The 14,177-nt window shown below is 51.4% G+C and carries 12 protein-coding genes; 9 read left to right on the top strand and 3 right to left on the bottom strand.

The genetic code is table 11. From position 1 onward, the window contains the following. Window positions 1-58: 58 nt before the first annotated feature. Window positions 59-1,372: a response regulator gene (locus B5F75_RS04765; protein ID WP_087288499.1), complete on the bottom strand. Its 1,314-nt coding sequence runs from the start codon at window positions 1,370-1,372 to the stop codon at window positions 59-61. A 252-nt stretch (window positions 1,373-1,624) separates the two neighbouring features. On the opposite strand from B5F75_RS04765, the gene B5F75_RS07715 reads away from it, so the two are divergent. Together B5F75_RS07715 and B5F75_RS07710 are read left to right on the top strand one after the other, a co-directional pair. Then, window positions 1,625-2,176, top strand: coding sequence for a type IV pilin protein (locus tag B5F75_RS07715; protein WP_275531907.1), 552 nt, complete (start codon window positions 1,625-1,627; stop codon window positions 2,174-2,176). A 122-nt stretch (window positions 2,177-2,298) separates the two neighbouring features. Next, complete coding sequence (locus B5F75_RS07710; protein ID WP_087288497.1) at window positions 2,299-2,832, top strand: type IV pilin protein; 534 nt, start codon at window positions 2,299-2,301, stop codon at window positions 2,830-2,832. A 61-nt stretch (window positions 2,833-2,893) separates the two neighbouring features. Here B5F75_RS07710 and nifJ read toward each other — a convergent pair whose 3' ends face one another. Beyond that, window positions 2,894-6,463 (bottom strand): pyruvate:ferredoxin (flavodoxin) oxidoreductase, encoded by a 3,570-nt coding sequence (nifJ, locus tag B5F75_RS04750; protein ID WP_087288495.1) that lies wholly within the window; start codon window positions 6,461-6,463, stop codon window positions 2,894-2,896. A gap of 287 nt (window positions 6,464-6,750) precedes the next feature. Here nifJ and B5F75_RS04745 point away from each other — a divergent pair, with 287 nt between their 5' ends. The 3 genes from B5F75_RS04745 to B5F75_RS04735 all read left to right on the top strand — a co-directional run bounded on the left by B5F75_RS04745 (window position 6,751) and on the right by B5F75_RS04735 (window position 9,588). After that, the gene (locus tag B5F75_RS04745; RefSeq protein ID WP_087288493.1) at window positions 6,751-7,722 is read left to right on the top strand and encodes a DUF362 domain-containing protein; all 972 of its coding nucleotides are present in this window, start codon (window positions 6,751-6,753) and stop codon (window positions 7,720-7,722) included. Between the two features lie 109 nt (window positions 7,723-7,831). Further along, window positions 7,832-8,284: a type IV pilin protein gene (locus tag B5F75_RS04740; protein WP_087288491.1), complete on the top strand. Its 453-nt coding sequence runs from the start codon at window positions 7,832-7,834 to the stop codon at window positions 8,282-8,284. A gap of 98 nt (window positions 8,285-8,382) precedes the next feature. After that, window positions 8,383-9,588, top strand: coding sequence for a glycosyltransferase family 9 protein (locus tag B5F75_RS04735; protein ID WP_143351256.1), 1,206 nt, complete (start codon window positions 8,383-8,385; stop codon window positions 9,586-9,588). 40 nt (window positions 9,589-9,628) lie between these two features. On the opposite strand, the gene B5F75_RS04730 is transcribed toward B5F75_RS04735, so the two are convergent. Continuing rightward, entirely contained in the window at window positions 9,629-10,171 is a 543-nt protein-coding gene (locus tag B5F75_RS04730) for a nitroreductase family protein (RefSeq protein ID WP_087288487.1), read from the bottom strand. 74 nt (window positions 10,172-10,245) lie between these two features. On the opposite strand from B5F75_RS04730, the gene dapF reads away from it, so the two are divergent. The 4 genes from dapF (at window position 10,246) to B5F75_RS04710 (ending at window position 14,156) form a co-directional block, all read left to right on the top strand. Next, entirely contained in the window at window positions 10,246-11,082 is an 837-nt protein-coding gene (gene dapF, locus B5F75_RS04725) for a diaminopimelate epimerase (protein ID WP_087288485.1), read from the top strand. Further along, window positions 11,079-12,308: an LL-diaminopimelate aminotransferase gene (locus B5F75_RS04720; RefSeq protein WP_087288484.1), complete on the top strand. Its 1,230-nt coding sequence runs from the start codon at window positions 11,079-11,081 to the stop codon at window positions 12,306-12,308. Before dapF ends, B5F75_RS04720 begins: the two co-directional genes overlap by 4 nt. 35 nt (window positions 12,309-12,343) lie before the next feature. Beyond that, window positions 12,344-12,868, top strand: coding sequence for a type IV pilin protein (locus B5F75_RS04715; protein WP_087288482.1), 525 nt, complete (start codon window positions 12,344-12,346; stop codon window positions 12,866-12,868). A 91-nt stretch (window positions 12,869-12,959) separates the two neighbouring features. Continuing rightward, window positions 12,960-14,156, top strand: a complete 1,197-nt coding sequence (locus B5F75_RS04710) for a hypothetical protein (protein WP_087288480.1) — start codon at window positions 12,960-12,962, stop codon at window positions 14,154-14,156. The last annotated feature ends 21 nt before the right edge of the window (window positions 14,157-14,177 follow it).

Raw genomic sequence — 14,177 nt, 5'->3', positions numbered from 1 at the left:
GCTTCTCCTGCTGGATTTCTCTTATTTTAGCAAAAACGGAACATCCGGCAGGAAAAAATCATCTGCGCTGCGGGCGCAGCTTTTGGGCCGCATAAAAATTGCGCAGGCCTTCTAAAATGTACAGATAGCCGCGGGAAGAGAAGAAATCGTCGTTGGTGGGCAAGAATGCGTCATAGCCCAGGTTATATTCTTTCTGAAGCGATTCTTTCGGGCGGGTTATTTCCCAGGCATTGTGCCCTTCTCCGGCGTAAGAATGGAGAATGACGGGGGTAAAATCCCGCTCGGAGCGAAGCAATTTTACCAGCAGGTTCCCGCCGCCGCCCGGGATGAAGTAATCCGTCAGGATGATGTCAAAAGGCTGTTGACGGTGAACACGCAAAAAGTCGTTGACCGACAGAAAAGTGCTTACCGTCAGCCCGTTTGTAAAAACGCCTTCCTGCGTCCAGTTTTCATATTGGCCCGTGTAGCGCGGGGAATCGTTGAGCACGGCCACTTTCAAATTGGCCGGCAGCTGGCTGCAGAATTGTTCGGCCGTTTGGCGGGCCAGCGCCGGATTAAAAAACAAATCATCGTTGCGGATGGCGTGGCGCGGCGACATGCCCGGTGCGGAAAACAGGCAGTATTGGTTCAGGTTAAAAGGCTCGGTGCGTTTGATATCCTGCAGTACAAACTGGCCCGGCATATTGGAAATTAATTCCCGGCTCCATTGAATGTCCGTCATAATCCGTTCCAATGCGGGGTCTAAGCCGCCCATATGCGCCAGCATATCTTGCACGGCGGTGTCTACCTGGGTCAGTTCGGCGTCAAATTCTTGTTTTTCCGTAGGCGTCCATTGAGGGGCGCTGGAAGCCAAGGAAAATTTCAGCCGTTTGAGGATATAGAGGTGAAATTGGTAAATCTGCTGGTACAGGTCTTGGTATTGGCCTACCAAGGCGGAGCTTAGTTTGTAGTAATGAACCAAATGGTCGGTGGGGGTAATATCGGGAAACGGAGCCATCAGCGCCGCGCGGGCTTGTTTAATATAGAGGGCTCTTTCCGGAGAGGGAATTTCTACCGCGCTGACAAGCGGCGCCCCGTAGTTGAACATTTGATCGTATTTATCCAGAATGACGGCTTGAGGCGAACAGCGAAAGGATTCCTGCACCGCTGCCGGCGGGCAGTACAAAGCTTCCATTTCATCCGTAGAGCGCATACCCTCGATGCCCCACGAAGTGGCGGCCGCCTTGGGAAGGGCTTTGGAAACGGTTTTGGAAGGGGCGGCGGCCGGCGTGGAAGTAAGCGCTTTAATCAGGCCGCGCGTGGGTTTCAGCTGGGCATATACCGGGCTAAGAAATGTGAGCAAGATAATAGACACCAAAAGTAATTGACGCATGGGGTACCCCTCCTTTTTTATACTTTAATACATCCCCGTAGGCAAAACAAGGGGAAAAAGACCTATTGCCAGCTAGGTCTTTTGGCCGTTTGCTATTGGATTGGCGGCGGGGGCGGATATAAGAAAATGAAGGATTGTTTCCGACCCGGCAGGTACGGCCGGCCGCAGGAAGCATCTCTTGGAAAAGGAGAGGATGTTGAGTGAACAAGCGGAGTCCCTTGACTCGTTTTTTTTTTTTGATAAATTTTGCGTATGGACAAAATTTATCAAAAATCATTCTTCGGCGGGAAAAACGCAGGATTTACGCTTATAGAGCTTTTAGTAGTGGTATTAATTATTGGTATCTTGGCCGCGGTGGCGGTTCCGCAGTATGAGAAAGCCGTTAAAAAAGCACGGTTTTCCAACCTACAAACGATGGCGGAAACCATTTTACACGCACAGGAAGTGTACAAAATGGCCAATGGTATCTATTCGTTTGATTTTAATGCGCTGGATGTGACGCTCCCAGCCGATATGAAACCCTATCTGACCACTGCTGATGGCCGCGTGTATGCGATGCAAAAATCGGGTATGCGCTGTATGTTTGCTTCCACCGCCAATTTAAATCCGTCCGGGGCCAGTTTTGTGGCCTGTACTTCCACGAAGGAACCTCAACTGATTTATTACATTACCCTGGCCAGCAAAAACCGCTATTGCGGAGCGAAAACCGGCAATACGGAAGCGGAAGAATGGTGTAAATATCTGACCCAAAAACAAACTCCCTCCAGCCGGTGGGGGGAAAACAGTTTGTATCTGTTTGATTAAATAAAAATAGATTCTTTTTTATGACAAAGGCCTTTGGTACGATAACCGGAGGCCTTGTTTATGGGGAAAGACTTCGCTGTTACGTGCTTGACTCGTTTTTCTCTTTTTGATAAATTTTGCGTATGGACAAAATTTATCAAAAATCATTCTTTGGCGGGAAAAACGCCGGATTTACGCTTATAGAGCTCTTAGTAGTGGTGTTAATTATCGGTATTTTGGCTGCGGTGGCGTTTCCGCAGTATGAGAAAGCGGTAATGAAAGCACGCGTAACGGAGGCTATGGAAATATTAAGAAAAATGGCCGACAATGTTGATATGTGCATGCTTGCCAACGGAGGCAGTATTGCCGATTGCGGAAACACGGATACTGTGATGGAAGGGTTTGAAGGCCTATTGAAAGAGAATGGAGTGCCGGAAACCAAAAATTTTACATATGGTTGGTTGGCTGCCCCCATTGCAATGGACAAAGAAGACAATTATGGGTTAGTAGTCATTTCTCCGACTATAAACCAGTCCGGAGAGGTGGATCATACGACCATTCCTTCTACGGGGAGGTGGTGTATGGCGCAAACGGACAAAGGTTTGTCTTTTTGTCGGAATTTAAGTAATGGACAATCCCCAAGCACGATACAAGGAACTGATTATTATCCGTTTTAGAATGGATCTTCTCAACAAAAAACCCCAGCCTTGCGGCTGGGGTTTTTTGTGTGGCTTTAAACTATTTTACAACCTTTTCCGCCGGCTGCATCGCGGCCAGTTGTTTGTACAGGTCGCGTCTCCAAGCGTATTCGGATTCGGCGCGTTTAATAAGTTCTTTCGCCAGTTCCGGGTTGTCTCTCATCAAGCCTTTGAAGCGGTTTTCGCCGCTCATGTAGTCCACTAACGGCAAGGTGGGTTCGCCCAGCGGGCTGTCCACATGCAGGGGGTTCTTGCCTTCGTAGCGGGCTTCGGGGTTGAAGCGGTACAGGATCCAGCGGCCGGCTTGTACGGCGCGTTTGGCTTCGCCCATACCCTTGGACATATCAATCCCGTGCGCAATGCAGTGCGAGTAGGCAATTACCAACGCCGGGCCGTCGTAAGCATCGGCTTCCGCCAAGGCTTGGATGGTCTGGTTCATGTTGGCGCCCATGGCTACCTGCGCTACATAGATGTTGCCGTAGGTCATGGCAATCATACCGAGGTCTTTCTTCGGCATGGTTTTGCCGCCCGCCGCAAACAAGGCTTTGGCGCCCAAAGGCGTAGCTTTGGACATCTGGCCGCCGGTGTTGGAGTACACTTCCGTATCCAGCACCAAGATTTTGATGTTCTTGCCGCTGGCGAGGACGTGATCCAACCCGCCGTAGCCGATATCGTAGGCCCAGCCGTCGCCGCCCAAGATCCAGACGGATTTCTTAACCAAGTAGTCCGCCAGGCTCAGCAGGCGTTTGCATTCTTCGCAGCCTTTTTCGGCGCCTTTTTCCAAGACGGCTTTGAGGTCGGCCACGTTCTTGCGCTGGGCTTCTACGCCCGCGTCGGTGGACTGGTCTGCATTCAAAATGGCGTCAATCAAAGAGGCATGTTCTTTCAGACCGCCTTCTTTGGCGCTGGTCAGCAAGGCTTTGGCGTCGTGGTTGAGCTGGTCAAACGCCAAGCGCATACCCAAGCCGAATTCGGCGTTGTCTTCAAACAAGGAGTTAGACCACGCCGGGCCTTTGCCGTCTTCGCGTTTGCAGTAAGGCGTGGTGGGCAGGTTGCCGCCGTAAATGGAGGAGCAGCCGGTCGCGTTGGCAATGGCCAAGCGGTCGCCGAACAGCTGCGTCAAAAGTTTTACGTACGGTGTTTCGCCGCAGCCCGCGCAGGCGCCGGAGAACTCAAACAAGGGTTTTCTCATCTGAGAACCTTTTACGGATTCTTTTTTGGTTTTTACTTCGGCTTGTTTGAGGCCCAGGAAGAAAGCGTAGTTGTCGATTTCGTTTTCGCGCACGTCCAGCTGGTGCACCATATTGATGGCTTTCTTTTCCGGGTTTTCTTTATTCTTAGCCGGGCAGTTGAATACGCAGGCGCCGCAGCCGGTGCAGTCTTCCACCGCTACTTGAACGGTGAATTTGAGGCCGGCCAAGTCGGCTTTGCCGTCGGCGGATTTGAAGGTTTTCGGAGCGTTCTTCAGTTCCGCGCCGTCGTAGGCTTTAATGCGGATGGCCGCATGCGGGCAGACCATCGAGCAGAAACCGCACTGGATACACGTATTGGGATCCCATTGCGGCACCATGATGGCGATGTTGCGTTTTTCGTACTGGGTGGTACCCGTCGGATACACGCCGCCTTCCGGCATGGCGGAGGTGGGCAGATTATCGCCGCGGCCGGCAATCATTTCGCCCAACACGTCTTTCACAAACGCGGGGGCTTCGGCCGGAACCGGGGCTTTGGTGTGCAGTTTAGAGGTTACTTCAGCCGGATATTTTACTTCTTGCAATCCCGCCAGAGCGGCGTCTACCGCTTTGTAGTTCTTCTGCACCACTTCTTCGCCTTTTTTGGAATAGGTTTTCTTGATGGCTTCTTTAATGTCGGCGATGGCTTTGTCGGTCGGGATGACGCCCGCAATGCCGAAGAAAGCCGTCTGCATAATGGTGTTGGTGCGGCTGCCCATACCGGTTTTGAGCGCAATTTCGGAAGCGTCAATCACGTACACTTTGAGCTTGCGGTCAATGATGATTTTCTGTACTTCGGCGGTTAAGTGGTTCCACACTTCCTGGGCGTTGTACGGCGAGTTGATGAGTACCGTGGCTCCTTCTTTGGCTTTGCCGAGCACGTCGTATTTATCCAAGAAGTCAAACATATGCACGCCGATAAAGTCCGCCGATTGGATGAGGTACGGCGCGCGGATGTATTTTTTGCCGAAGCGGATGTGGGAGGTCGTCATAGAGCCGGATTTTTTGGAGTCGTAGACGAAGTACCCTTGGGCAAAGAAACCGTTGGCGCTGATGATTTTCATCGTGTTTTTGTTGGCGCCTACGGTGCCGTCGGAACCCAAACCGTAGAACAGCGCGGCGAAAATATCGTTGGCGGCTTTGTTTTCCAGTTTGGTTTCGGGCAGAGAGAGGTTGGTCAAATCGTCTTTGATGCCGACGGTGAACTCTTTCTTGGGTTCTTTGGCGGCCAGGTTGTCAAACACGGCTTTGACGTGAGAAGGCGTAAAGTCTTTGGAGCCGATTCCGTAGCGGCCGCCGATGATGAGCGGGGTTGTGGGGAATTTGGCTTTGGCTTCGGCCGTCAGGAACGCGGCGCAAACGTCTTGGAACAAGGGTTCGCCCAAGGCGCCGGGTTCTTTGGTGCGGTCCATGACCGCTACTTTTTTGACGGTGGCCGGAATGGCTTTTACAAAATCCGCAATGGAGAAGGGGCGGAACAGTTTTACTTTCAGCACGCCCACTTTTTGGCCTTGCATGGCTTCCACGGCGTTCTGGGCTACGTCCGCGCCGGAACCCATAATCACGATTAAGCGTTCGGCATCGGCGTCGCCTACGTATTGGAACAGCTCGTAGTGGCGGCCGGTGATTTTTTCAAATTTGGCCATTTCTTCTTTCACAATGCCGGGCACGGCGTTGTAGAATTTGTTGACGGCTTCGCGTTCCTGGAAATATACATCCGGGTTGGCGGCGGTACCGCGCACGGTGGGGTGTTCCGGGTTGAGGCCGCGGGCCTTGTGTTCGGCCACCAGTTTGTCATCAATCATTTCGTGCATTTGTTCTTTGGTTAAGGGTTCCACCATGTTCAGTTCGTGGCTGGTGCGGAAACCGTCAAAGAAGTGAACAAACGGCACGCGGGCGCGCAGGGTGGAGGCTTGGGCGATGAGCGCCATATCCATAGCTTCCTGCGGGTTGTCGGAGCAGAGCATGGCCCAGCCGGTCTGGCGGACGGACATCACGTCCGAGTGGTCGCCGAAAATAGACAAAGCCGTGGTGGCGATGGCGCGCGCAGACACGTGGAACACGGTGGGCGTCAGTTCGCCGGCGATTTTGTACATATTCGGGATCATCAAGAGTAAACCCTGAGAAGCGGTAAAGGTAGTGGTCAGCGCGCCGGCGGTCAGCGAACCGTGCACCGCACCGGAAGCGCCGCCTTCGGACTGCAGCTCGCTTACGGACGGGACGTTGCCCCAGATGTTGGTTTCGCCTTTGGCGCTCTTGGCGTCACAGATTTCGCCCATCGTGGAAGACGGGGTAATCGGGTAAATAGCGATTACTTCGTTGGTGGCATGGGCGACGTGGGATACTGCGCCGTTGCCGTCCATAGCAACTAGTTTAGCCATAATAGAGAAGTCTCCTTTTGCGTAAATTAAAACGGTCTTGAAGCGTGCGTAAAACACGCCAGCCCGGAGAAACGCTCCGGCCTGTATATATTGTATAACTTTGGCCTGTATTTGGCAAACCGTTTTTTACCGCTCGGTAAATAAAATTTTCTTTTTCAAAACAGCCGTCTTGCGGGCCTGTTTTGCGGTTGAAATTTTGCTTGACTTGGAGTTTGCTCCAGTTGCTATAATACAAGCATTGCCGTCCGCGGTATGCGGCGGCCAGTGATTTAAAAGGAGGGTTGCAAATGGCATTTAAACCAGCAGTGATGTCGTGTCTGGCGGCGGGTGTCTTTTTGGCGGCGTGCGGGTCTAACGGTTCCGCGCCGGTTAAAACCGAAGCTCCGGCGCAAAAGTCAATTGTCTATTTCACTTCGGACATCAGCCCGGAGGGACTCGTAAAAATTTACGATAAAATCTCCGAAAATATACACGGAAAGGTGGCCATTAAGGTACATACCGGCGAGCCGCACGGCCCCAACATTATCCCGCGGGAAATGGTAAAAGCGCTCCAACAGCATATTCCCAACAGCAATTTGGTGGAAACCAACACGCTTTATGAAGGCGGCCGCCACACCACTGAACTGCACCGCCAAACCATTAAAACCAACGGCTGGGATTTTTGCGAAGTGGATATTATGGACGCGGACGGCGCGGTGATGCTGCCCATTAAAGGTGGCAAGCACTTTAAAGAAATGTCCGTAGGCAAGAATTTGCTGAATTACGATTCCATGGTGGTGCTGACGCATTTTAAAGGCCATACGATGGGCGGGTTTGGCGGTTCGCTTAAAAACATCGCCATTGGCTGTGCGGACGCCAAAGTAGGCAAGGCTATGCAGCACGGCAGCAACGGCGCCGATTTATGGCGCGCCAATAAAGAACTGTTTATGGAACACATGGTGGAAGGCGGTAAAGCCGTAACCGACCATTTTGGCAAAAACATCGTCTATATCAACGTGCTTCGCAATATGTCCGTGGACTGCGACTGCGCCGGCACTTCCGCCGCCGCCCCCAAAACCCGCAACGTGGGTATTTTGGCCTCTACGGATATTTTAGCGGTAGACCAAGCTTCCGTAGATATGGTGTATGCCCTGCCGGATGAAGAATCGCACGATTTAAAGGAACGCATTGAATCGCGCAAAGGGCTTAGACAGCTGTCTTATATGAAAGAAATGGGCATGGGAAACGACCAGTACGAACTGGTAAACCTGGATAAATGACCCGCCTTTCTGACAAAATACAGCCGCCCTTCGGTTACGAGGGGCGGTTGTTTTGTGCGGTATTTTTGTTATACTATTAAATAGATTTTATTGGATAAGGAGAAGAACGATGAAACAGGGTTTTACGTTAATTGAACTGCTGGTTGTGGTGTTGATTATTGGCATTTTGTCGTCTGTGGCGTTGCCGCAGTATGAAAAATCGGTAGAAAGAGCCCGCGCGGCGGAAGCGGTGGTAACTACCAAAAACATTTTGGACGCAGCGGCCATTTATGCAACCACCTACCGCACCTGCCCGACCAGCCTGTCGGATTTGGACGTGAAAGTAACGGCCGAAACCAAAAACTGGATATTTGGTGTGAACCAGTTGGGAACCCGCAACTGCGCGGCTACCGTAGCGGACAAAGAAGGCAATTTTGAGGCTTACCGGGTGTTTGTAAAAAACGAGGCGGAATCGGATATGCCCAGCGGTTCCATTTTCTGGAACTGCCAAGGGGGTTCGTGCGACGATTTCTTCACGGCCATTAACGTCAAGCCCGTTGCCGGTACGCAGAACTATCAATAATTCTTTTGTCATCCCATTACCCCGCTTGCCAACAAGCGGGGTTTTTATTTTTTATCAATTCTTTTGCCGCCTTCGGTGCGAATTTATATAATTTATCTATGTCTCTAAAGCATTGGATTTATTCTTTCCGCCCGCTGTGCGTGGCGTACGAAACGTTGCGCTGGCTGTGGCATAAAATTTTCTTTTTTATTCATACCCCTACTCCCGTATGGTATCAGTTTGACCGCAAACACCAACCGGTTGCATCCGTAAAAGAAACGCTGCCGATGGACAAAAATTGGTACCGCATTTGCCGCCCGCTTTACCGCCACGAACACGTCTATTACGATTTGCAAAAAGCCCTTGCGGCTAACCCCAACGTAAAAGGTGTGGCATTGATTTTTTTTATGGGAATCGGCGACTACCTATACACCACGCCCATGCTGGCCGCTTTAAAGCAAAAATTTCCGCGTTTGCCGTTTTACGCCTATGTGGGGGCCCAGTTTGACCGCAACAACTCCCCGTTGGTGGGCAAATTATTGGCGGAAAACCCGAACTTTGAAAAAGTGTTCTATTTTAACGGCACCCGGCACCCGCTGATTTGGAAAAATTACGATTATTCGGATGCCTTTAAAGACATTCCGGAAGGCTTTTTGGCCGTTCCCGTTTATTACGATTACGGCGTGCACGTCGGACACCGCGTCACCAATTTGTTTGAGACGTTTTCCCTGCCTGTGCCCGAACGGGTGCCGGCGCCCGTGATGTATTTTGCCAAGGACATTGCCCCGGCGGTGGCGGATTATTTGGCCCGGGCGCGCCGCGGGGCGCAGGGCAAGAAAGGTATTGTGTTTTTGCAGTTGGATTCCCGCGGGTCTAATTACGCGTATCCGCATATGAAGGCCTTGGCACAGGGGCTTATTCAAGAAGGCTATTTCGTCATGAGTGTTACCAAAGGCGGCCCCACGGACAACCCGGACTATTTGGAAATTGATATTAAGAAACTGGCCATTAACCAGACGTGGCAGTTCTTGTCTATTCTCAAGGGCGAGTTTCCGCTGTACGTGATTGCGGTCAATTCCGTATTTTGGGCGGCTTCCGCGGGGATGCAGCTGCCCAACTTGGGCCTGCAGCACTGGATAGACAAAAAGGTGCACAATTTGTGGTATCCCAATATAGAGGTGGTTACCAACTATATCTATCCGCATTTGCCGCGGGAAAAACAACTTTTTGCCCCGCCGGAAAGCTATACCCGGCACAATAAAAAAATTATTGATTACAAACCCGATTGGGTAATTAAGTGGTTTAAAGAAAAGTTTGAAAAATAAAAAAGGCTCCTTAGAAGGAGCCTTTTTTGCGGGATTTTGTTTATTTGTATTCGTTATAGCTGACAATATGCTCCAGCGTTTCGCGCGGGCGCGGGGCCGGTTCTTCGGCGGGGTATCCCAGGGCAATCAAGTGTTCGATTTTTTTGCCTTTGGGCAGGTGGAAAAATTTTTCCGCCTTGTCGGAATTTAACCAGCCGATCCAGCAGGTTCCCAACCCCAAATCCTGCGCGCGCAGCACCAAATGCTCGCCGGAGATGCCTTGGTCTACCAAGTAAAATTCCGTTCGGCGGAAGAAATTGCCCAGCCGGCTGGTAAAAGAGCCTTTGTCCGACACTGCGGCAATGAGCACGGGGGCTTTTTCGGCAAATTTCGTCATTGCATATACGCCGGAAAACGCTTCTTTGCAGAAGGCTTCTTTTACTTTCGGGTCGTCAATCACAATATAATGCCACGGCTGCGAATTGCAGGCCGACGGCGCCAGCCGGGCCGCTTCCAGGCAGGCGTTTATTTTTTCCCGCTCTACGGGTTTATCCTGATATTTGCGCACGCTGCGGCGCGCTTTAATAACATCCATTAATTCCATAAATTCTGTACCCCTTCGGTTAAGATAAAAATATCTTATCAAATTGAAGCCCCGTTTTTTTATAAAATAAACATATGCAATTTACTAAATATACCGGACTGGGAAACGATTTTATTGTTTTGGACGGCGAAACGGCCCGCGGGGTGCAGCACCCCGGGGAGCTGGCCCTTCGCATGTGCAACCGCCATTTTGGCGTGGGGGCGGACGGACTGGTGCTGTTGCTTCCTTCTGAAAAGGCCGATATGCGCATGCAAATTATTAATTCCGACGGCAGTGAGGCCGAAATGTGCGGCAACGCCTCGCGCTGTGTGGCGCTGCACCTCTATCGCCGGGGCATTGTGCCCAAGCGGCAAATCACCTTAGAAACGCTGGCGGGGCTGATTCATACCGAAATTATGGATGAGGCTTCCTCCCGGGTGCGGGTGGATATGGGCATGCCGCGCCTGACGCGGGGGGAAATCCCGATGACGGGCCTTGCGCACGAGCGGGCCGTCAACGTAGCGCTGCGCGCGTGCGGGACGGAATTTTGCGGCACGGCGGTTTCCATGGGAAATCCGCATTTTGTGATTTTTGTGGAAAATGCCGAAAAAATCCCGCTGGAAGTGTGGGGCCCCGCGTTGGAAACGAACGAAGCTTTCCCGCGCAAAACCAATGTGGAATTTGTGCAGATTCTCAACAACGCCACCATTCGCATGCGCGTGTGGGAACGCGGCGCCGGGGTGACGCAAGCCTGCGGCACGGGCGCCTGTGCGGCGGTGGCGGCGTGTATTTTAAATCATAAAACCAACGACTATGTGACCGTCAAACTTGACGGCGGCGAATTGCTGATTGAATGGCCGGCCGGGAAAAATATCTTTATGACCGGCCCCGCCACCGAAGTATTTACCGGAGAGTATAAGGGGGACAAATGATCCTTTTAAATGAAAATTATCTAAAACTGCCCGGCAGTTATCTCTTTTCCACCATTGCCAAAAAAGTGGCCGCGTACCAGCAGGAACACCCCAACGAAGACATTATCCGCCTGGGGATTGGGGACGTTTCCCGCCCGCTGGTGCCGGCGGTGGTGGAGGCGCTGCATAAAGCGTCGGATGAAATGGGCCGTGCCGAAACGTTCCGCGGGTACGGGCCGGAGCAGGGATATGCATTCTTGCGGGAAGCCATTTTGAAACACGATTATCTGGACAGAAACATCGCGCTGGAAGCCGATGAAATTTTCGTCAGCGACGGCGCCAAAAGCGATGTGGCCAACTTTCAGGAATTATTTGACGTGTCCTGCAAAGTCGCTTTGCAGGATCCGGTGTACCCCGTGTATTTGGATACCAACGTAATGGCGGGCCGCACGGGCAATTTTGAAAACGGACGCTTTGGTGGAATTGTGTACTTGCCGTGTACGGAAGAGAACGGCTTTATCCCCGATTTGCCCCGGGAACGGGTGGATTTGGTGTATTTATGTTCTCCCAACAACCCTACCGGCGCGGCCATGACGCGCAGCGAACTGAAAAAATGGGTGGACTGGGCCGCCCAGCACAACAGCGTTATTTTGTACGATTCGGCCTACGAAGCCTTTATTACCCAGCCGGACGTGCCCCATTCCATTTACGAAATCCCCGGCGCGCAAAAAGTGGCGGTGGAGTTCCGCTCGTTCTCCAAAACGGCCGGGTTTACCGGCACGCGCTGTGCTTATACGGTGGTGCCCAAAGCCCTGCAGGTATACGACCGGGCGGGTAAACCGCACGCGCTAAATGCGCTGTGGCTGCGCCGGCAGACCACCAAGTTTAACGGCGTGCCCTACATCGTCCAGCGCGCGGCGCAAGCCGTGTTTACCCCGATGGGACAGGCCCAAATCCGCAGTGTAATTGAAGTGTACCAGAAAAACGCCCAAGTCATTTTGCAGGCCTTGCAGGCGGCCGGGTTACAGGCCTTTGGCGGCGTAAACGCCCCGTATATTTGGCTGAAAACGCCTAACGGCATTGACTCTTGGACGTTTTTTGACCGGCTTTTAAGCAAAGCCCGCGTAGTGGGTACGCCGGGCGTAGGCTTTGGCGCATGCGGGGAAGGGTATTTCCGTTTGACGGCTTTTAATACGCCCGAACTGACGCAGGCGGCGGCCAGCCGGATTGCCCATCTGACGTTTTAAACTGATTTTGCTAAAATACTTCCAAGGGAGGATGTATGAAAAAACCGGAAAAGCATCTTTTTCAAAAAGGGTTTACGTTAATCGAGTTGTTAACCGTCGTGCTGATTATCGGCGTGCTGATGGCGGTAGCCTTGCCGAACTATACGCGCTCTATTGAGCGCGCCCGCGCGGTGGAGGCTATGGCGGGAATTAAGGCGCTTAACGACGCCGTCTACGCCTATGCGGCCGGAAGAACGGGGCTTAATGCCTGCCCGCGCTCTTTTAAAAAATTGGCCATTTCGTTTCCCGGCCATTTAAGCGCGGATGAGTCTACCATTGAAACCAAGGATTTTGAATTTATTATTCACTCGGCCAGCAATGCCATTATCCCGGGAACGGATTGCCCCGGCGTGGTAGCCAGACGTTTGGGCGGACAAAAATACCAGTATAGAATTTGGAATCCCTATGTGCGCGGCACGGGCGGAAAAGGCGCCTCGTTGGCGTGTACGGGCCCGAATGAAAGCAGCATTGAAATTTGCAAATCGCTGGATTTGTATAAAGAGGGCGTAACCCCTTTTTAAATCGGCCGGACAAAGAGGTTGATTTTCTTTGCTTTTATCTGCATACTATATAAGATAGGCTGTTTTGCAGAAAAAATTAAGAGAGGAAATTATGAAAAAGTTTTTCTTATTGACGACGGTTTTGCTGTTTGGCAACTTGTGCCGGGCAGAGAGCCTTCAGTTCGTTACTACTTTGGCTTCTCCCGTGGGAACTTTTGCCTCCTTGGAAACGGCGGATCCTACCGCTACGGTAAGTGCTCCTTTGGTTAATTTTTGCAATAGACGTATTTCTACGGGGCTTGTTACCCTGTCCGGAGCGAACGCCTATATTTACACCATGCATTTACAAAACGGAGCTACCCTGGGCGGCACGGTGCCGGAATATCGGGTGTCAGGTACGATGCAAGTAGCCAGCGGAGCTACCTTAGAGGGCGGCCGATTGATGGCAAACGAAGTGACGCTGGAAGACGCCGTAATGGCTAAGAGCAATGTAACGGACACGCTGTATTTGGATTCTTCCGAAGTGCTGGGGGCCAAAGCGGATGCCCTTTCTATTCCAGGCCAGGTGGAAACTTCCGGCACGGGCAGCAAGGAAAATATGGAGTGGAATAACTCATATACTTGCGATTATAAAATTTCTGAAGCGGAAGATATCGATGAAACTACATATATGGTGCGTTATAATCCCGATACCGGGCGTTTTGAACACCCGTCTGGCCTAGATAGCGGGGATACCTGCGATAGCAACCCTTTGGTTAAATACACGGGAACGCCCAGTCAGACGTGTTTGGATATTTGGCTGGATGGAAGTGGAACCACAAGCAGTATGCTCGATATGTCTTTTGGAACGATTCATCTGTATCAAGTGGGGGATGGTTGTGATCCGTATACAATGCCTTGCGGATCTTATCAGAGAGTCATTTTCCCCTGCAAAGCAAATATTCCTTATGGAGGAGGGGCTGATATACGTTATGCGTTGTCTTCTAGCAACAGCAGCCTTTCCCAAAGTCAGCGTTGGAAGTATTATGTGCCTAAATCTTCTCAAATTGCAAAATTTTTTGGCGGGTTGAAAAGCGCATATAACAGCTGGTTAAATAATGGTGATTGGGATTTGGGACACCCGTATACGTTTAACGTCTGCTTGTCCGATGCCGAGGCTACTTTCCAAGGAAAGGGTGTTCACTATACCATTTCCTATGGCAGAACGAGTTTTAAAGCGCAGAAACACTATCCTGAAGGGTCCTCTGGGGGAAATGCAACGTGTGTAAGCGATAATAAGTATAGCTCGTATTTATTAAAAAGCAAATAATAAAAGGCCCGCTTAACAGGC

Origin of the sequence: Elusimicrobium sp. An273, from assembly GCF_002159705.1 — a bacterium.
In the GTDB taxonomy this organism is placed as follows: domain Bacteria; phylum Elusimicrobiota; class Elusimicrobia; order Elusimicrobiales; family Elusimicrobiaceae; genus Avelusimicrobium; species Avelusimicrobium gallicola.
Note: the sequence above shows the minus strand (reverse complement) of the source record. Positions and strands in the feature narration are given on the sequence as shown.